This is a genomic window from Natrinema sp. CRL1 (assembly GCF_059162405.1).
The window spans coordinates 1-17,242 of record NZ_JBLVOY010000003.1 but is presented as its reverse complement, the minus strand read 5'-3'; the positions used below and the strand labels follow the sequence as shown (position 1 = coordinate 17,242).

The following is a 17,242-nucleotide window of genomic DNA, read 5'->3' as shown; positions in this document are numbered from 1 at the left end:
ACTAGGTCGGATCGCGTCCGGCCTCGCCGGTCGCACCGGCTGTGCTTCCGATCTCCGAGCGGTTCTCGTTGATCGGCTCGTCGGTCTCGGCCTTCTCGACCACGTCGGCGAACCGGTCCGAGCGCTCCGAGATCCAGTCTTGGGTCTCCGCGTCGGGGGCATCACCACGCTGTTCGATGAGGAAGGTCGTGATCACGACCGTCTTCACCCACGGCTTGACGACGCCTGTGTGGACGATGGCGACCAGCCCGGCGACCAACAGCCACGAGACGGCCTCGAGCGCGGTTGGGAGGACACATCGAGCACGACCGCAAACGGCGCGAGCAGGGTCAGGAGGACGAACGACAGGACGTACATTCCGCCGACCACGAGCAGCGTCGAGCCGAGCACTGCTTTCCAGTGTTTCCCGTAGAGGACGATGCCATCGCGGGCCGATTCCCACCGGTTCTCGCTCTCGGCGACGAACATGTATGCGATGATCGCCTCGTCGAGATATCGAACTGCCAGTACAACCGACCGTTGGAGGACCTCGAGCAGGGTCTGTAACTGCTGAGGAATCGGCAGCGGGATCAATTCCTGAAATCGCGCTACGGCGCGGTTGAACTGTTTGAGTACTGCGTCGATCGCGTCGTTGACGACGAACAGCCCGGACGCGGAGGCGAAGTACTCTTGAACCTGATTCATCCCGTAGCTGATCTGATTGTCTGGCGCTTCGCCTTCCTCGACGATGTGTGCGATGACAGCGACGTGGCCGGTTTTGACCATATACAGGGCGTACCGCTGGACGAGTCGCCAGACAGCCCCGAAAGTGACGAGGCCAAACAGCATCACGCCGGCGACGATGAGCAAACTGGCTCCGCCCCCGCCCGCTGCGAACCTGAATCCGAGCCACCCGATGAGCCCCAGATAGAGTACGCCGATCAGTGCGAATGCAACCCCGATACCGAACTGCAAGAGGACGTACGGCAACGTCTTCCGATAGACGTTCGTCGCCTCTCTGAAGTGGAGTACCATCACGGCGGTTTCCCCTCCCGTTCGTATTTAAAATATAGACAAACGGAGACACGAGGAAGGGGACAGAAACGGAGACCACTCGAGTCCGACGGCCGACACCGCGTTCCGGTCGCAAGCGTTCGATTCAATCGCTGCCATCGGCGGGCAACCGTAGCCGGGACCAGCGGCGGCCGGGGGTGGCGCGAAGAGAAAGGGATTAAGAGCCTCTGGACGGAACCGTCCCCTATGGCAATCAAACCGGCCTACGTCAAGAAGACCGGGACCCTCCTCCTGGAGCGGTATCCGGAGGCATTCACGACCGATTTCGAGCAGAACAAAGAAAGCGTCGAGAAACTCACGAACGTCGAGTCCAAGGGCGTCCGCAACCGCATCGCGGGCTACGTGACTCGAAAGAAAGGCGCCGAAGTTCCCGCGTAAGTCGGTTTTCTCACCTCGAGTACTCGCCTCGACCGCGCTCGAGCGACTGCGCCCGGCTTGGGTCAGGTCCCCGTTTCAGTTCGAGTTCGGATTTCGATCTCGATACCAGTCCCGTGTGGTGGTCCTCGCGCCGTGCTGGCCGATGTGATCACTGAACGTCTGAATGCGACCATCACGAAGATCGATCGCGCGGAAACGGTTCTGTAACTGCGTTACTCGTCGAGTCCAGGCCGCATGTAGACCGCGGCGACGAACGCAACGACGGCGATTCCGACGCCGAACAGGAGGCCGATCATGCCCGTTAGGATGTTCAGCTGCATGCCGAGGACCGGGAGCATGCCGTCGTTATAGCCCGTCCATCCGAAGAAGAGACCGACCAGCGTCGCGATCGCTGCGAGGGCCGCCGCGCCCATGCTAAATCGCGTCTCGAGCAGTCCCCGATCACTGGTACTCGTGGTCGAACTCGTCATCGGGACCACCGCCGTCCGGAAGCCGCGAGTCGATCCTGTCGGTAGTGCATCGCTCGATAGCTGGCACTCCCGTTTCTTAATAGCTTCTATCCACGCATAACGCGACGCTACGGGCGACCTGTTCGGTCAACTGCGCGGTATCGACCGGGACTGGCAACTCCGACGATTGACACTCGCTACCGTAAACCCAAACGGTTTTGCGGACACGACTCGGAGTGGCGGAAAATGGCAGTACGAGTAGGCGTACTCGGTGCGACCGGCGCAGTCGGACAGCGACTGATTCAACTCCTCGAGCCCCATCCGGAGTTCGAAATCGCAGCGCTGACCGCGAGCGAGTCCAGTGCCGGCAAGACGTATCGACAGGCCGCCAAATGGCGCGTCGACAGCCCCATCCCGCAGGATATCGCCGAGATGACCGTCACGGCGACCGATCCCGACGCGGTCCCCAACGACGTCGACCTGATCTTCTCCTCGCTCCCCTCGAGCGTCGGCGCGGAGGTCGAACCCGGCTTCTGTGAGGCCGGCTACGTCGTCTCATCGAACTCCTCGAACGGCCGCATGGACGACGACATCCCTCTCGTGATCCCGGAGGTCAACGCCGAACACCTCGACTTACTCGAGGTCCAGCGCGACGAGCGCGGCTGGGACGGCGCGATGGTCAAGAACCCCAACTGCTCGACGATCACTTTCGTCCCGACGCTTGCGGCTCTGACCGATTTCGGCCTCGAGAAGGTCCACGTTTCGACCCTACAGGCCGTCTCCGGCGCGGGCTACGACGGCGTCAGTTCGATGGAGATCATCGACAACGCTATCCCCTACATCGGCAGCGAGGAGGACAAACTCGAGACCGAGTCCCGCAAACTGCTCGGCGACTTCGACGGTGCCGAGCTATCGCACAACAGCATGGACGTCGCGGCCTCCTGTAACCGCATCCCGACGATCGACGGCCACCTCGAGAACGTCTGGGTCGAGACCGAAGAGGACCTCACCGCCGATGCGGCCGCCGAGGCCATGCGGGAGTACCCGTCGCTCGATCTGCGCTCCTCGCCCGACCCGCTGATTCACGTCTTCGAGGAACCCGACCGACCGCAGCCCCGTATGGACCGCACGCTCGGCGGCGGCATGGCCATCGCCGCGGGCGGCTTACAGGAGTCGCCGTTCGGCCTGCAGTACAACTGTCTGGCCCACAACACGATCCGCGGTGCCGCGGGCGCGAGCGTGCTCAACGGCGAACTGCTGCTCGAGAACGGCTACCTCTAGCGGAGAGCAGGCGAACTCGACGCGTTGTGGACCGCAGTGACGGCCATAGTTTTCGTTTGCAAGGGTTAGATAACTACCGCAACCGACCCTAGCAGCCCCATTCTCCGGATCAGCATACGCCGACCCGAGCAGCCGTCGACCGCAGCGTGGACACAGTATACTACGTCCTCGAGTCAGTACATGAGGTAGTAAGCTATGGCCCTTATCGTCGAATTCGAGATCCAGACGCCGATCCTTCGACGCACCGTCAAGTCCGTCTCGCGGATCGAGGTCGAGGAGATCTATCAGTCCAAAACGGGGGAAACCAAGCTTATCTCGTGGGTCTACGGCGAGGATCTCGCGGCCGTCCCCGCGGCACTGGCCGCCGACGACACCGTCGGCGAGTTCACCCTCCTCGAGGAGCCGGAGGACCGTCGCCTCTACAGCGTGACGCTGTCGGCGCGGGGAGAGAACCACCTGACCTATCCGACGGCGGCAGAGTACGATATCGGCTACCTCGAGATTACCGTCACGGGCGCGACCCGGATTCGCGCTCGCGTGCCGACGCGGGAGGCGCTGTTTGCCTACCGCGACGTCTGCCGCGAGAAGGGGATCTCGTTTCGGATCGAGCGGATCTTCGACGAATCGATAGCCACCGGTGATCGATACGGGCTCACCGAGCGCCAGCGCGAGGCGCTGCTAATCGCCCTCGAGGAGGGCTACTTCGACGTACCGCGGGAGACGACGCTCTCGGCGATCGCCGCGAAGCTCGATATTTCCGATCAGGCGCTGTCTGCTCGGCTTCGCCGAGGGCAGGCCAATCTCCTCCGGAACACAGTGAGAGAACGTGCCCCCACTTCATAGGTTGGCCATCCAATCGTGGTCGCTTCCCGCATCGGATCGCTACGGATGGTATGGAAACTGAGCCATCACCCGCCGGGTTGCGACCGCAGGACGGAGCCAACGCGTATCAAGCCGATCCCGACGAACCTCTCAGCGAGGCGGTCATCGCTGCCATCGCCGCGGAATCGTCGTTCGACGCCATCGAACTCGCCGACGAGTTCGGCCCGCTGTACGACTCGATCGACCCGACCGCGCTGGACTCGCTGTTTCACACGCCCGGAGAGACCGACCGCTCTATCGGCTCCGTCACGTTCGAGTACGCCCGCTACCGAGTCACAGTCGACCAGACGGGCTATGTCGCGCTCGTCGATCTGCGATAAGGACAGTTCGTTCCGCACGCTGTCGATTAGGGCTCGTCTCGCGGCAGCGCGACTACCGGAACCGACGCCTCTCTTACCAGCCGTCGGGCTACGTCACCGGTGAGTAGCTCCACGAACCGGTTCCCCTCGCGGGGCTCGAAGACCACGGCCTCGACGTCGCGCTCCGTCGCCGCCTCGAGGATCGTCTCGACGACGTCGGTTCCGAAGAGGATCGCCGTCTCGACCGTTCCCGCCGTCCCCTCGAGCGGCTCGCGGGCTCGCTCGAAGATCTCGGTGGCGTACTCCTCGCGCTGTTCGACCGAGGCCTTGTCGGGTGCCCCGCCCGCCTTTTCGATCACGTTGACGACGAGCACGGTACTCGAGGGGGAGAGATGCGGCGCGAGCGCCGCGGCGGTCCGCTCGCCGTCGTCCGGATCGGCCACGGGGACGAGCACCGTCCCGTCGAACGTTAGCGGCATCGAACCCCTCCGGTGCTCGTCGTCTCGCGTCCGACCCGTCCCGCTCGAGTGACCCCATCGGCTACATATCGGTCCATACCCGCGATTCGTCACAGGGGGTGAAAAAAGTGAGTCGGACGGCTCCGGCGGCGATCGACGGTGGCAGTGCGAGCGGCCGACGGCTCGTCCGGTCAGGGAAGCACCTGATTCTCGAGGTCGGCGTCCGAGCCCGACTCGTCGAACCGGCGGCGGTTTTCGGCGACGATGTCGGCCAGTCGGTCGTAGTACCGCGGCGTGTGACCCGCGTTGTGGGGCGTGATCTGGACGTTTTCGAAGGTCCACAGCGGGTGTTCCTCGGGCAACGGCTCGGGGTCTGTCACGTCCAGTGACGCGCCGCGAATCCAGTTCGAGCGCAGCGCGTCGACCAGTGCATCGGTCTCGACGACCGGCCCGCGGGCGATGTTGACCAGCACCGACTCGGGGTCCATCGTCACGAACGCGTCGCGGTCGATCAGTCCGCGCGTCGTCTCCGTAAGCGGACACGCGAGGACGAGATAGTCCGTCCGCGCGAGCGCGTCGTCGAACCCGTCGCCCTCGAACCCGACGACCTCGTCCGTCGGCCCGCCCTTCTCCGGAGAGTACCGCATACCGATCGTGTCGACGCCGAAGGGCTCGAGCCGGTCACAGACCGACTGGCCGATCGCGCCGAGTCCGACGACGGTGACCGTCGACCCCTGCAGTTCGTGGGCCTTGTAATGTCGCCACTCGCGACGGCGCTGGCGGCGCGCACCGACGTGGAACCGCCGGGTGAAACGCAGAATCGCACCCAGTACGTGCTCGCCGATGTTCGGCCCGTGGACCCCCGAGGCGTTCGTCACTGCGACGCCCCGATCCGCGAGTTCCTCGAGGGGCAGGTGGCCGGTCCCCGCGTAGGCACACGCGAAGACCTCGAGGTTCTCGGCGGCCGCGAGGAGGTCGTCCTCGAGGGTCATCCCCGTGACGAAGCGGGCGTCCCGGATCGCCTCGCGCTCTTCGGCCGGGGTTCGCGCAAGTGCAACGGTGTGGTCGGGCAGTCGCTCGCGGATCGCGTCGGCGTACTGTTCGATCGGCGTCCCGTGGGTTCCCTTCCGGAGGACGAGTACGTCCGGTGTGTCGGCGTCGCTCATGTCCGGAGACTCGTCCAGTGCGATCAAAAACGTTCGTCTCGCGGCATCCGGTCGCTCACGTCCCTGTAATCCGCGACTCACTGTTGGGTCGCCGTGTCACGGCGCGCCATCGCACGGTCGTCAGTCGATCTCGAGGCGGAATGACTGGAACGCTGAAAGTCCACCTCGCAGATTTTATAACGACACACTGAGTCCAAACGGCGTATGGAACGCGTAGACGTCGCGATCGTCGGCGGGGGTCCCGCTGGTGCATCCGCGGCTGAACGGGCCGCTGCCCACGGCGCAGAGACGGTCCTCTTCGAGCAGGGGGTCCCTCGCGAGGACCGCGAGGGGCCGGGGCCGGATTCGACCGACGCCGCCGGGATGCTGGACTACTGGATCGACATCATGGGCTTCGATTATCGGGAGATTCCCGACGACGTCATCCACCGCGAACTCGAGGCGACGGAGTTCGTCGGTCCGAACAGTCGCGTCGAGTTGCGCTCGACCGGCATGGAGGCCAGCTACCCGAAGTTCGGCTACACCTTCCACCGTACGCGCATGGACGACTGGCTCCACGAGCGCGCCACCGACGCGGGCGCGGACCTTCGCGTCGGCGTCGGCGTCAAAGACCTCGAGACCGACCTGCGGGCGACGGGTCCGAAGGGACCGACCCATACGTTGGCGCTCTCGAACGGCGAGCAAGTCGAGGCCCAGTACGTCGTCCTCGCGGACGGCCCCCAGCGTCGGATCACCCTCGACGCGCTCGACCAGTTCACTGCACCTGGCCGGAGCGCCTCCGACTACCTCTCGCCGCCAGAGGCGAACCACATCGCCTACCAGGAGTATCGGGAGTTCCCCGAAGAACTGTTCGCGGAGTTCGAGGATACCCTCAAATTCTGGTGGGGATACATGCCCGGCGAGACCGCCTATCCGTGGGTCTTCCCGAACGACGGCACGGTCGCCCGCGTCGGGCTGACGATGCCGATCGGAATGACGCTGGAAGACGTCGACGACCCGAGTTCGTACAAACTCCTGCGGCCCGACGACGACCGTCTCCCCTCGGGCGCGGAGTACATCAGCCGGCTGTTAGAACAGGAGTACGGCGACGAGTACGACATCGAGGAGGACATCCCGCGCGTCGAGGACCGCGGGAAGTCGAAAGGGACCGAAACCTACCCGATCTCCTCGACCCGACCGATCGAGTCCCCGGTCGGCGCGAACATCGCCGTCGCCGGCGGCGCGATGGGTACCACCTCGGCCTTCCACGAGGGCGGCTACCACGTCGCCGTCCGCACCGGCAAGATCGCCGGCCGACTCGCCGCGACCGACTCGCTCGAGAACTACAACGAGATCTGGAAGAACGCGATCGGCGACGAGATCCTACGGAACGTCGCCTTCGGCGACATCGTCGCCGAGTACGGACCCGACGACTGGGACTGGGCGTTTACCACCATCAACGACATGCAGGGCAACGGAACCGATGATGCCCTCGTCAGCAAGAAGTACACCGCCGGGATCGACGCCGCGAAGATCCTCGCGACGTACAAACGCAAGAAGTTCACCTACCGGGACGGCCGCTACGTCCAACTCTCCGAGGACGACTACTTCTACTGATACGGTCTGCTGTACCGATTTACCGGCGCGACCGCTACCGGCGTGGTGGCGCTGGAAATGACTTACAGCGGTCCGTATGTGCCGTCACACGTGGGATGTAACGGCGGCCTAACTGCCTGTACGCGGTGATCCTTTTTCGGGGTCGGCGTGGAAGCGGCGGTATGGGCTCCGGTCGACGCACCGATCCCCCCGGCGAGTGCGCCCCTCGAGCCGACGGCTCGGGCCACGGCGTTCCCGAGGGACAGGCACCCGAGGAGTACGGCGACCACCGCGGCCGCGGCGATCACGACGATCACAGCCACGACCATCGGAGCCGCTGGCCGCTCGTCGCCGCCGCCGGGGCCGCCGGGCTCTACGGCGGGGTTGCGATCGCCATCTTCGGAAGCGAAACCGACCTCGCCCCGCCGCTGCTCGGCGTCGCACTCGCCGTCGTCGGCACGATCGTCCTCCTGGCCGGCGTCGCGGGCTGGGTCGAACAGGCGTTTCTGGCACCGGCACGCGACGCACAGGGGAATCCGAGTTCCCGCGCGTCGTACGTCTCGACGACGCTGCTCTTTCTCGGCACCGACGTGTCGACGTTCGGCGCGCTGTTCGTCTACTACTTCTTCGTCCGCATCGGAACGTGGCCACTCGAGGAACTCCCGCCGCTGCTGGGCTCGCTCGTCGTCGTCAATACCGCGCTCTTGGTCACCAGCAGTATCACCTTCCACTACGCACACGAGGCGCTCGAGGACGACAACCGAAGCCGGTTTCTCGGACTTCTCGGGGCGACACTCGCGCTCGGCCTCGTCTTCCTCGCCGGACAGGGCTACGAGTACTACGAGTTCGTCGTCGCGGAAGGGTTCACCCTCTCGAGTGGCGTCTTCGGGAGCGCCTTCTTCGGACTGACCGGCCTCCACGGCCTCCACGTCGCGCTGGGCGTCGGCGGGATCGCGGTGCTCTGCTGGCGAGCGGTGCGGGGCCACTACGGCCCGGAACGGGACACGTCGGTCGCGACCGTCTCGCTGTACTGGCACTTCGTCGACGCCGTCTGGCTCTTCCTCGTCGTCGTCCTCTACGTCGGCGCGTCGCTGTGAGACGGGGGTGTGCGGCTACTCGCGAGCATCGCTCCGAGTTGGCTCACGGAATCTCGTCGTGATCGAGATCGGTCGCGAGGACCTGTAACTCGGGCGACTCGCAGTCACAGAAGTTCGATTGGCCGAGCGGCTGGAGACTGCCGTCCGGCCAGACCTGCACGATACCGAACTCCCCGCAGTGCTCACACGTCGCCGCCGCTCGTTGTTTGTCGTCGTTGCCCACCAGGGTCACCTCGGGGATCGGTCCGTACCATAGCCAGTCGGGAAAAACCCCGGTGGCCGAGCGGTGATGACGGCTTCCCCGGTTCGCCGGGATATCACCGCTCGAGCCCGGATTCTATGCCCCGGCCTCGCGCGCATCACTCGAGGCCGACGGTAACGAACTGCCGGTCAGCGGTCTCGGGCGAGTCCCGCACCCCGCCAAACTCGAACGACCGGTTCGGCTCGAGGGTCGCGTCGGACTCGGTAAAGAGGAACGCACGGTACGAGGGCGCGTGGTCGTAAGCGACCACGTTTGCCCGATAGGCGTCGTCGAACCGCGCCGGCTGCCAGTCGAGACCCGATTCGATGACCGTCGCTCGACTGCCCGGGGTGAACTGATAGGGGCGCATCACGCCGTGCTCGACCGGCTCGCCGTCGGGGTCGGTCGATTCCGACTCCGTGGCGGGGGTCACCCCTGTCGCACCTACTAGCGTTCCGGTCGACGCCGCGCCGTACGTGACGAAGGCGCGTCGAGACATCGTCCACGTATCCTTACTCATGCGCTGCTCCCCGACTACCGGTGCCGTTATAATTGTTTGGCATGATGACACAACGACCGAGGGAGAATCCCTCATAGGCCGATATCACACACACACCGAGGCGTCTTCGGCTGTATCTGAACGATTTATATCGAACTATTACTAGTCGATAGAATAGTCACTGCTAGCCGTAACAGTGGTTTATCCGACTGGCTGTGGGGAGGAACCAGTGGATGTTCTTCCAAGAACCGGAACTGCAGTACGAGGTTACCGTCGAGGAACCGGACCCCCACTTCGCGAAACTCCTCCAGCAAGCCATCGGCGGCCAAGAGGGCGAAATGCGCGTCGCTATGCAGTACATGTTCCAGGCGTGGGCGCTGCCCGAGGAGTACGAGGAGTATCGAAACCTGCTGATGGAGACCGCGGCCGAGGAACTCGGCCACATCGAGATGCTCGCGTCGGCCGTCACGAAGAACCTCAGAGGATCACCCAAGGAGATGGGCGAGGAGGCCCAAGACACCGCGGCCGCCGCGGCGTCGATGACGGGCCAGAACCCGCGGCAGTTCCTCTCGGCCGGCCAGTCGGCGATGCCCGTCGACAGCAACGGCGCACCGTTTACCGGCAACTACATCGTCGCGTCGGGGAACCTCGCCGGTGACCTCTACGCGAACGTGATGGCGGAGTCGACCGGTCGCACCCTCGCGACGCGGCTCTGGGAGTACACCGACGATCCCGGCATGAAGGACATGCTTTCGTACCTGATCGCCCGGGACACCATGCACCAGAACCAGTGGCTCGAGGCCCTCGAGACGCTCGACGACCCGGTGCCAGTGCCCGCGAGCTTCCCGCAGGAACAGGAGAATCAGGAGGTCAACTACACGTTCATCTCGACCCGACGCGAGCAACAGCCCGATCCCGGCTACCCGTGGACGCAGGGCGAAGCGCCGGACGGCAAGGGCCAGTTCTCCTACGCCGCCGAACAGCCGGGTGACGGTGAAGTGATCGCACCCGAGCCGGACCCGATGACGAATAATGTGCCGAACCGAACCGCCCAGTCCGGCGAGACCGACACGAACACCACGACCGACTCCGATGCCGCGAACGAGTCGACGAGTACAGACGACTCGAGCAACTGAGATCGACGCGTCTCGTCGCCATCACCGCCGCATATTGTCGTCTTTGCCCTTGTTGAAACGCTTACTGACAAACACGATTGGTGAGTAGCTAGAGGGAAGCTATCGTAGCCGCTGAAAGCCACTGCACACCCGATCGACGGACGGCGTTACGACAGTGTGTCACTCGTTTCAATGGCTACTATCGGTGCTCGCTCGGAGTCACGACTCCGTCGATTCGTTGAACGGGCTCCGGTGCTGGCTCGTCGTGCTGTGGCGCGGCTTTCGACTCGCTATTTACGGAGGTTCACGCTACGCCAACGCGTCGTCCTGGTTTGGCTCGAGGTGAAGAAGCCGACCACGTACCGCGACCTCGTTGTCGAACGCACCGAGTTGCCTCGCATCCGAGATCCCTCGACCTCGGTTCGATCCCACAGCCTCTCGTGTCGTTCACGACGTCGACCGAACGATCAGGTTGTCACGTCCAGCGTACTCGCGGGGTTAACGGCTGTAGACGGCCCAATATCGCGACTGATGAGCGGCAGTTCACGTCGGCTCGGTCTCGAACGGCTCGTAGACTTGGATCCAGCCGTCGCTCCTGATTTTGACGAGATACTCGGTGTAGCGAAATTCGACGGCTCCGGTTCCCTGCCGTAACTTCTCGTCATTGTTCAAGCCGAAGAACGTCTGTTCGATTCCGGCCACGTCAACGGAATCGTACAATGGCGGGGATTTCACCTCGCTCGGAGAGACATCCTCGGCGTCCGCGAGAGCGAACACGATTGCTGTCGTGAGGCCGCCGTCTCGGTCGGGGTCGTAGAGCCGTTGTGTGACTTGCCGCCAGTGAGTGTCGTGGCTGAGCGTCGGATCGTCGTCGCCCTCACTTCCGCCATTATCGCTCCGAGTCATCCATGTCACCACGTGCGTGTGTTTCTTGATTACTGTCGATACTTGCCCCCATCCCTTCGAGCGCCGCCAACACTTGCTCGGCGTTCTCTGCGGGCGTGATTATCTCAGTTGCGTTAGCGAAGGAGACGATGCTCTCATCAACCAACTTGGGGATATGAGCGTGATAGAGCGAGACGTACACCCGTTCCCGTTGGTCGTTCGTCACCGCATGTTCCGGGATGTCGTTCTCCCATGCGGCGATTTTCGTCGCCAGATCGGTCAGCGTCCACCGCGCATCCTCGAGAAGCGTGTAGCAAACGTATCGGCGACGAGGATGACCCAGCGCCCCGTAGACGTGATCTAACTCCAGTATCTCTCGCGGAAGGGGTAGTTCCCCAGTCGGTCGCCTCTCCGAACTGGTATCGACTTCGTCGTCCCTCGTCGGGTCACCATCCATGGTGCCCTCACAGAGGTCGGCTAGCTATTAATTACCTCCGCTCACCCACACGAGAATATCAAAACTCTGAATCCTTATTCTCGACTGAGAGGTTCAACGAGCCCCGTTTTTCCGTCGCCCGGCGTGTTAGCGAATATTCAGTCCGTTCACTCCCGTCGCATCCGCTCTTCGAAGCCAGCCATTTTCCGGTAGATCGGCGGCGTCAGGACGCCAACGATTCCAACGAGAATCGCGATCGCCCCGATCGGGAACAACAGCGGTTCGACGTCGAGACAGGAGTTCAGGGACGTGATCTGGACGTAGTAGTCTTCGCCTTCGTACTCGACGACCGCTCCCTCGAGCAGCGCCGCCCGGTTTGCGAGGTCGCCCTCGACCGTGCCTTCCCTGAGCGGGCTGTCGATCGCTTCCTCGAGGGCCCGTCGCTCGGCCGCCGAGAGCTCCGAGGCGGGGAGCGCCTCGACGGTTGCCGGGACGCCGTCGTACTCGTCGACCGGCGTCGCCGTGATACTGGGATCGCCACAGAGGCCCACGCCGTCCTGAATCACGACGTAGCCGCCGACGATCCCGAGTGGGAGACCCGCGGCGATCAACAGGACGCCGAGAAACGGCGCGGCGTAGGTCAACAGCAGCGACTCAGACCCCGTAGTCGGCTCGAGCGGCCCTGTTTCGTCGGTTGCTGGCGGCTCGGTCCCATCGGAAACGGAGTCGTCACCGGCGCTCATTCGTTACCGTCCTCCCCCGTAGCCGGACGGCGCTGGCGGCCGCCGAGAGACGCGATCGTCCCGGCCAGCCCCAGCCCGTAGATCCAGTGTGCGAGCATGACGAAGAGCAGGTACGTGACCAGTTCGATCCCGGTCTGGCCGGTGTAGAACCCGATTGCGAACCCGGAGGCGATGACCGTCGCGTACCACAGTCCAGTAACCAGGGTGAGCTCGCCCGGCAGGTACTCGCCCAGCGAGAGAAACAGCAGGGGCCAGACCGCCGTACCGGCGATCAGGAACAGGCCGTAGCCGAGCGCCAGATTCGACGGTAACCCGACCAGCGCCGCGAGGGTCGCAATCGACTCGAGGTCGAAGACGCCCAGTGCGACCGCCGCGAGAAGCGCGCCCGACATGAGCAGCGTGCCGATGAAACCGCCGGCCGCGCCCACGCCGGCGTCGTTCGCGACGGTCCGTGCGACCGGCTTGATCCGACCGTAGATCGACAGCGGGCGGTCGCCCTGTGCGGGTACGTACGACGGGCGGACCGTCTCGGGTTCACTGGGCGGCACCCCGTGCTCTCGCTCGAGGCGGTCCTCGAACCACTGCCACTCAGGCGTGAACTGCTCGGTCGCCTTCAGCTCCCACGGGTCGGCAGTTTCGATCGGTGTCCCCTGAAAGTACGACCAGAGCATGTTGTAGAGCCACATGAGGACGCTGATTCCGATGATGAACGCACCGACGGTCGCGACGACCTGTAGCCCCGAGAAGCCGGCGGGATAGGTCGCGTACCGGCGGGGGAGCTCGAGGAAGCCGAGCGCCATCAGCGTCATGAACGTGAGCGCGGAGCCGGCGACCAACAGGACCGACTGGAAGATGGCGAGTCGGCGGTCGTACATGCGGCCGGTGAGCAACGGATACCAGTAGTAGCTCGCGGCGAACATCATGAGCGGGATGATCCCCATCAGAATGAGGTGGAAGTGACCGACGACGTAGTAGGTCCCGTGGTACATGACGTCGACGGGAATGACCGCGAGGAAGATGCCGGTGACGCCGCCGACAATGAACAGGCCGATCGAGCCGACACAGAGAATGGTCGGCGCTGCGAGCCGAACGTCACCGTTCCACATGGTCGTGATCCAGTTGAACACCTTGATCGCGCTCGGAACAGCGATGGCGATCGAAGTGGCCATGAAACTCGCCCGGACGCGGGGATCGACGCCGGTGACGAACATATGGTGGGCCCAAACGCCAAACGAGAGGACGCCGATAGCGATCGTCGAGTAAACGATGAACTTGAATCCGAACAGCTTGCTGCCGACGAACTTCGGCAAAATGAGGCTCATCAGCCCGGTCGCTGGCAGGAAGATGATATAGACCTCCGGGTGGCCCCAGAACCACAGCAGGTGCTGCCAGAGGATGGGGCCGCCGCCCTCGACCGCGAAAAAAGTCGTCCCAAAGTTCCGGTCGAACAGCAACATGAGCAGCGCCGTTCCGAGCAGGGGGAACGCGAAGATTACGATCGCGCTCGTGATGAGCATGTTCCACGAGAAGATGTCGAGGTTCGCCCAGCCGATCGACTCGTCACGCTCGTAGATGATCGTCGTGATGAAGTTGATCGCGCCGATCGTGGTAGCGATGCCACTCAAGTGGAGCCCAAGTAAGAGGAAATTCGTCTGCGGATTCGGCGCGAGCGATAAGGGCGGGTACATCGTCCAGCCGATCGCGGGCTCCTGAAACGCCAGTAAAGCCGAGATCCAATCGTTCGGAACGATGACCGCGAGCACCGCTCCCGTCACTTCGGCGACGATCCCTAATCGAGCGAGCAAGAGCGAGGGCGGCAACAGCCAGAACCCGATCGCGTTGAGCCGCGGAAACGCCATATCGTCGGCCCCGATCAGCAGCGGCAGGAAGTAGTTCCCGATCCCGAAAAACACCGGCGTGACGAAGAAGATCAGCATCGTCAGGCCGTGCATCGTAAACAGCTCGTTGTACGTCTGCTCGGTCCAGAGGTTAGCCTCGGGAGTCAGCAGGTGCGTCCGAATCATCATCGCGTCGATACCGCCCCAGATCGCCGCGACGGTGCCAAAGGCAATGTAGAGCAAGCCGATTTCGCGGTGGTTCGTCGTCGTCGTCCAGCGAACGGCGGCCGCCTTCGCGTCGCCGAGTCCGAACCGCGGCTCGCGGTCTCTCGCGTAGCCGCCGTCCGGCGATGGCTCGGCCCGCAGTCGCTGTGCGAAGAGGACGACCAGCAAACATCCGACGACGACGGCCCCGAACAGTGATACCTCGGCAAGCGCACGGTTCATCGTCCTCTGTCACCACCGGTGGTCCGACCGCACCGCTCGTGGCCGTGCATAGCGATGGACTCACCACCGATCCCAATAAATATGGACCGACAATTCCGTGAGTGTCGCCGGCTATGATACGTCTGCGCTCACTATTTGGCTCCTAAACCCTCACGGGATCCTGACAGTTAAGCGAAGCGTGCAGGCCGTATATCACGCCGGTCGTGAAACTCCCGCCAATGAGTCGCCGGCACACGACCGTCGCCCTCGTCTTCGCAGCCCTCGCGGGTCTCCTCGCTCTCACCGGGACGGCCGTCGCACAGTCGGAAAACCGCGAGCTCATCGACGGCCTCGAGTACCAACTGCTCTACGTCGCACTGCCGCTGACGCTGTTCGTCCTCATGATTCTGGTCTACGCTGCCGTCAAGTTCCACGACAACGACGATCCCCAGCCGACCACCGAGGATCCCGCCCTCGAAATCACGTGGACCGCCGCGACGGCGATCATCCTGCTGTTCGTGGGCCTCTCCGGCTACAGCGTCCTCGTCAATCCGTACGTCTCGCCGTCGCAAGCCAACGACGTGGATACGAACGGGAGCCAACAGGGAATCGAATCGTTCGACGAACTCCCCGAAACCGACGACGAGGTCGTCCACGTTCGCGGCTACCAATGGCAGTGGCAGGCGACCTATCCCGAGGCGAACGTGACGACCGAAAACGAGATCGTGATACCCGCCGACCAGGACGTGACGTTCTGGCTCACCGCCGACGACGTAATCCACTCGCTGTTCGTGCCTGATTTGGGCGTCAAACAAGACGCATTTCCCGGCGATTACACTCGCGCTCGAACGATCGTCTCCGAACCCGGCCGATACGATGCCGTCTGTGCCGAGTTCTGCGGTGCCGGCCACTCCCGAATGAACGCTGACGTCGTCGTCGTCGACCGCGAAACCTACGATCAGTGGCTCGCGGAGCACGAAGGAACCGTTGCCGAAGCACCGACCCCCGACTGAGCGGCGATCGTTTCGGTCGATGCTGCAACTACGGCGACTCGAGCATGGAAGAGTTAAACAGGACCAGTACGTAGGTCGACTGCGTGCCTTTAGTCCCCGTCCGAGCAAACCCATCCGGGTGCGATGACAGCACGGCGAACCCGGGCACGCGACAGTCGTCTTTCGGGAACTCCCACGAGTTTCCCGCCCGGCACGAGGGTTAGCCAGCCGACGCGGCATGCCGCCACGGGATGAGGCTGGACGTTAGTGTTCCGGGCGACATTTTACTCGACCAGAAGCGTCAGTTATTGAATGGCTCGAACTCCGTGGGATAGTTCAGTGCCTCTAAGCCACAACTGTCAGAAGATCGAAATTGAGTATTACTCTGCTAGCGGATGCAGACATCACGTACGATCTGAATAGGGGTCGTGTGAGCGACACAATCGCGACTCTCAGGTTCGATCCCGAACGTCAACAACCTCGAAACATGATGTATCCTTCACTCCTTGTCCGTCGGTTCCGTCAAAGGGTCACTGTAGAGAACGGACTCGGTTGGATTACTAACCACTGGGTCTATTTGCTCGCTCTCTCTTGCACGTGTAACAGTCGGCCGAACTGAATCGAAATTGTCTCCAATAACGACGTCACCACTTCGTTGATCGTACGTAATAATCCCGTGATCGGCGAGCCGCGGCAGATGCTTGTGTATCAGCGATACCATGACCGCCTCTTTCTCGTCGACCGAGACTGACTCGATCGATACGTTCTGCTCCCAGGCGGACATTTGGAGAGCTATCCCCTCAACGTTTACATGTCCGCTTTCTAGGACGTAGTACAGGACGTACCGGCGACGGGACTCGGAAAGGAGTTCGTAAATAGTGTCGAGATCGGGATTTGTTACCCCTTTGTCCATGGCTTCACTCCCAGAGACTACCGGTTAAGCCCCGCTCCAAAAATATTTGGTGGCGTCAGTATTGGGACCTGATCAGAGTCCAGAAGCGTCTGATTCCGAAATAGCGCATCCGCGGTGGTATTGTCTACTGTTCGTTAAAATGCAAAAACCCCAGAGAGTAACTGCCGGAGCAGCCGCTCTCTGAGGTGATGTATGTGGTTGAGTATGAGTGGTGGCGGCGAAACGGATTTCCCAGAGGGTCGCCCACTCCAGTACTGACCGTAACGCAGGCGGGCTTATCTTCCGTGTTCGGGATGGGTACGGGAGGAGCCCCGCCGCTGTGGCCGCCGTAATGCCGATCAACGGATTCGAACCGTTGTGATACCAATATCGGTGTCGGTGGTGTGTCTAAGACCGTAGTATACGTGTAGTCCAGTTTGCGTCCGGACCCGTTCGCGCGTCACGGATCCAATGCGATGTAGTGTATGAGTGTGTGGCTTGGCCGATTAGTGCTCGCGGACTCAACACCTCGTTGCC

Annotated in this window: 18 protein-coding genes, 1 rRNA gene and 1 pseudogene; 8 read left to right on the top strand and 12 right to left on the bottom strand. The window is 63.0% G+C overall.

All coding sequences use genetic code 11. The features are described from left to right. Position 1: 1 nt before the first annotated feature. Positions 2-1,014 (bottom strand): annotated as a pseudogene (locus ACJYUO_RS10940) (hypothetical protein). Positions 1,015-1,239: 225 nt separating this feature from the next. Here ACJYUO_RS10940 and ACJYUO_RS10935 point away from each other — a divergent pair. Beyond that, complete coding sequence (locus ACJYUO_RS10935; protein ID WP_076145524.1) at positions 1,240-1,431, top strand: 30S ribosomal protein S17e; 192 nt, start codon at positions 1,240-1,242, stop codon at positions 1,429-1,431. Between the two features lie 212 nt (positions 1,432-1,643). Here ACJYUO_RS10935 and ACJYUO_RS10930 read toward each other — a convergent pair whose 3' ends face one another. Beyond that, positions 1,644-1,910, bottom strand: coding sequence for a hypothetical protein (locus ACJYUO_RS10930; RefSeq protein WP_494345409.1), 267 nt, complete (start codon positions 1,908-1,910; stop codon positions 1,644-1,646). Positions 1,911-2,126: 216 nt separating this feature from the next. On the opposite strand from ACJYUO_RS10930, the gene asd reads away from it, so the two are divergent. The 3 genes from asd (at position 2,127) to ACJYUO_RS10915 (ending at position 4,363) form a co-directional block, all read left to right on the top strand. Continuing rightward, positions 2,127-3,161 carry an aspartate-semialdehyde dehydrogenase gene (gene asd, locus ACJYUO_RS10925; protein WP_494345408.1) on the top strand — a complete coding sequence of 345 codons (1,035 nt, stop codon included), beginning with the start codon at positions 2,127-2,129 and terminating at the stop codon, positions 3,159-3,161. Between the two features lie 195 nt (positions 3,162-3,356). Further along, positions 3,357-4,004 carry a helix-turn-helix domain-containing protein gene (locus ACJYUO_RS10920; protein ID WP_494345407.1) on the top strand — a complete coding sequence of 216 codons (648 nt, stop codon included), beginning with the start codon at positions 3,357-3,359 and terminating at the stop codon, positions 4,002-4,004. Positions 4,005-4,054: 50 nt separating this feature from the next. Then, a complete protein-coding gene (locus ACJYUO_RS10915; RefSeq protein WP_494345406.1) occupies positions 4,055-4,363 on the top strand; it encodes a HalOD1 output domain-containing protein in 309 nt (102 codons plus the stop codon). Between the two features lie 26 nt (positions 4,364-4,389). Here ACJYUO_RS10915 and ACJYUO_RS10910 read toward each other — a convergent pair whose 3' ends face one another. Next, positions 4,390-4,821, bottom strand: a complete 432-nt coding sequence (locus tag ACJYUO_RS10910) for a universal stress protein (RefSeq protein WP_494345405.1) — start codon at positions 4,819-4,821, stop codon at positions 4,390-4,392. A gap of 170 nt (positions 4,822-4,991) precedes the next feature. Next, positions 4,992-5,966: a D-2-hydroxyacid dehydrogenase gene (locus ACJYUO_RS10905; RefSeq protein ID WP_494345404.1), complete on the bottom strand. Its 975-nt coding sequence runs from the start codon at positions 5,964-5,966 to the stop codon at positions 4,992-4,994. A 204-nt stretch (positions 5,967-6,170) separates the two neighbouring features. On the opposite strand from ACJYUO_RS10905, the gene ACJYUO_RS10900 reads away from it, so the two are divergent. Both ACJYUO_RS10900 and ACJYUO_RS10895 read left to right on the top strand, forming a co-directional pair. Beyond that, positions 6,171-7,562 carry an NAD(P)/FAD-dependent oxidoreductase gene (locus tag ACJYUO_RS10900; RefSeq protein WP_494345403.1) on the top strand — a complete coding sequence of 464 codons (1,392 nt, stop codon included), beginning with the start codon at positions 6,171-6,173 and terminating at the stop codon, positions 7,560-7,562. 161 nt (positions 7,563-7,723) lie between these two features. Then, positions 7,724-8,638, top strand: a complete 915-nt coding sequence (locus ACJYUO_RS10895; RefSeq protein WP_494345402.1) for a cytochrome c oxidase subunit 3 — start codon at positions 7,724-7,726, stop codon at positions 8,636-8,638. Between the two features lie 43 nt (positions 8,639-8,681). Here the strand turns inward: ACJYUO_RS10895 and ACJYUO_RS10890 are convergent, their stop codons facing one another. Both ACJYUO_RS10890 and ACJYUO_RS10885 read right to left on the bottom strand, forming a co-directional pair. Then, entirely contained in the window at positions 8,682-8,870 is a 189-nt protein-coding gene (locus ACJYUO_RS10890; protein WP_049891026.1) for a hypothetical protein, read from the bottom strand. 127 nt (positions 8,871-8,997) lie between these two features. Further along, entirely contained in the window at positions 8,998-9,399 is a 402-nt protein-coding gene (locus ACJYUO_RS10885; RefSeq protein WP_494345401.1) for a hypothetical protein, read from the bottom strand. Positions 9,400-9,611: 212 nt separating this feature from the next. On the opposite strand from ACJYUO_RS10885, the gene ACJYUO_RS10880 reads away from it, so the two are divergent. Then, entirely contained in the window at positions 9,612-10,514 is a 903-nt protein-coding gene (locus tag ACJYUO_RS10880; protein WP_494345400.1) for a manganese catalase, read from the top strand. 522 nt (positions 10,515-11,036) lie between these two features. Here the strand turns inward: ACJYUO_RS10880 and ACJYUO_RS10875 are convergent. The 4 genes from ACJYUO_RS10875 to ACJYUO_RS10860 form a co-directional block, all read right to left on the bottom strand. Continuing rightward, the gene (locus tag ACJYUO_RS10875; RefSeq protein ID WP_494345399.1) at positions 11,037-11,399 is read right to left on the bottom strand and encodes a HalOD1 output domain-containing protein; all 363 of its coding nucleotides are present in this window, start codon (positions 11,397-11,399) and stop codon (positions 11,037-11,039) included. Further along, positions 11,383-11,835 (bottom strand): DUF7344 domain-containing protein, encoded by a 453-nt coding sequence (locus tag ACJYUO_RS10870; protein ID WP_494345398.1) that lies wholly within the window; start codon positions 11,833-11,835, stop codon positions 11,383-11,385. Before ACJYUO_RS10870 ends, ACJYUO_RS10875 begins: the two co-directional genes overlap by 17 nt. Before the next feature lie 146 nt (positions 11,836-11,981). Further along, the gene (locus ACJYUO_RS10865; protein ID WP_494345397.1) at positions 11,982-12,557 is read right to left on the bottom strand and encodes a DUF7979 domain-containing protein; all 576 of its coding nucleotides are present in this window, start codon (positions 12,555-12,557) and stop codon (positions 11,982-11,984) included. After that, the gene (locus tag ACJYUO_RS10860; RefSeq protein WP_494345396.1) at positions 12,554-14,842 is read right to left on the bottom strand and encodes a DUF6789 family protein; all 2,289 of its coding nucleotides are present in this window, start codon (positions 14,840-14,842) and stop codon (positions 12,554-12,556) included. The genes ACJYUO_RS10865 and ACJYUO_RS10860 overlap by 4 nt, the downstream gene beginning before the upstream one ends. Positions 14,843-15,060: 218 nt before the next feature. Between ACJYUO_RS10860 and coxB the strand changes: the two genes are divergently transcribed. After that, positions 15,061-15,834, top strand: coding sequence for a cytochrome c oxidase subunit II (gene coxB, locus ACJYUO_RS10855; RefSeq protein WP_494345395.1), 774 nt, complete (start codon positions 15,061-15,063; stop codon positions 15,832-15,834). Positions 15,835-16,312: 478 nt separating this feature from the next. Here coxB and ACJYUO_RS10850 read toward each other — a convergent pair whose 3' ends face one another. Beyond that, positions 16,313-16,726, bottom strand: a complete 414-nt coding sequence (locus ACJYUO_RS10850) for a DUF7344 domain-containing protein (RefSeq protein ID WP_494345394.1) — start codon at positions 16,724-16,726, stop codon at positions 16,313-16,315. Between the two features lie 209 nt (positions 16,727-16,935). Continuing rightward, positions 16,936-17,057, bottom strand: a 5S ribosomal RNA gene (gene rrf / locus ACJYUO_RS10845). Between the last annotated feature and the right edge of the window lie 185 nt (positions 17,058-17,242).

Bases quoted from the DNA above. Each gene is read 5' to 3' on its own strand.
- ACJYUO_RS10915 (WP_494345406.1), top strand. From the start codon at position 4,055: ATGGAAACTGAGCCATCACCCGCCGGGTTGCGACCGCAGGACGGAGCC.
- ACJYUO_RS10870 (WP_494345398.1), bottom strand. From the start codon at position 11,835: ATGGATGGTGACCCGACGAGGGACGACGAAGTCGATACCAGTTCGGAG.
- ACJYUO_RS10880 (WP_494345400.1), top strand. From the start codon at position 9,612: ATGTTCTTCCAAGAACCGGAACTGCAGTACGAGGTTACCGTCGAGGAA.
- asd (WP_494345408.1), top strand. From the start codon at position 2,127: ATGGCAGTACGAGTAGGCGTACTCGGTGCGACCGGCGCAGTCGGACAG.
- ACJYUO_RS10910 (WP_494345405.1), bottom strand. From the start codon at position 4,821: ATGCCGCTAACGTTCGACGGGACGGTGCTCGTCCCCGTGGCCGATCCG.
- ACJYUO_RS10875 (WP_494345399.1), bottom strand. From the start codon at position 11,399: ATGACTCGGAGCGATAATGGCGGAAGTGAGGGCGACGACGATCCGACG.
- ACJYUO_RS10900 (WP_494345403.1), top strand. From the start codon at position 6,171: ATGGAACGCGTAGACGTCGCGATCGTCGGCGGGGGTCCCGCTGGTGCA.
- ACJYUO_RS10850 (WP_494345394.1), bottom strand. From the start codon at position 16,726: ATGGACAAAGGGGTAACAAATCCCGATCTCGACACTATTTACGAACTC.
- ACJYUO_RS10895 (WP_494345402.1), top strand. From the start codon at position 7,724: ATGGGCTCCGGTCGACGCACCGATCCCCCCGGCGAGTGCGCCCCTCGA.
- ACJYUO_RS10865 (WP_494345397.1), bottom strand. From the start codon at position 12,557: ATGAGCGCCGGTGACGACTCCGTTTCCGATGGGACCGAGCCGCCAGCA.
- ACJYUO_RS10935 (WP_076145524.1), top strand. From the start codon at position 1,240: ATGGCAATCAAACCGGCCTACGTCAAGAAGACCGGGACCCTCCTCCTG.
- coxB (WP_494345395.1), top strand. From the start codon at position 15,061: ATGAGTCGCCGGCACACGACCGTCGCCCTCGTCTTCGCAGCCCTCGCG.
- ACJYUO_RS10920 (WP_494345407.1), top strand. From the start codon at position 3,357: ATGGCCCTTATCGTCGAATTCGAGATCCAGACGCCGATCCTTCGACGC.
- ACJYUO_RS10860 (WP_494345396.1), bottom strand. From the start codon at position 14,842: ATGAACCGTGCGCTTGCCGAGGTATCACTGTTCGGGGCCGTCGTCGTC.
- ACJYUO_RS10905 (WP_494345404.1), bottom strand. From the start codon at position 5,966: ATGAGCGACGCCGACACACCGGACGTACTCGTCCTCCGGAAGGGAACC.
- ACJYUO_RS10885 (WP_494345401.1), bottom strand. From the start codon at position 9,399: ATGAGTAAGGATACGTGGACGATGTCTCGACGCGCCTTCGTCACGTAC.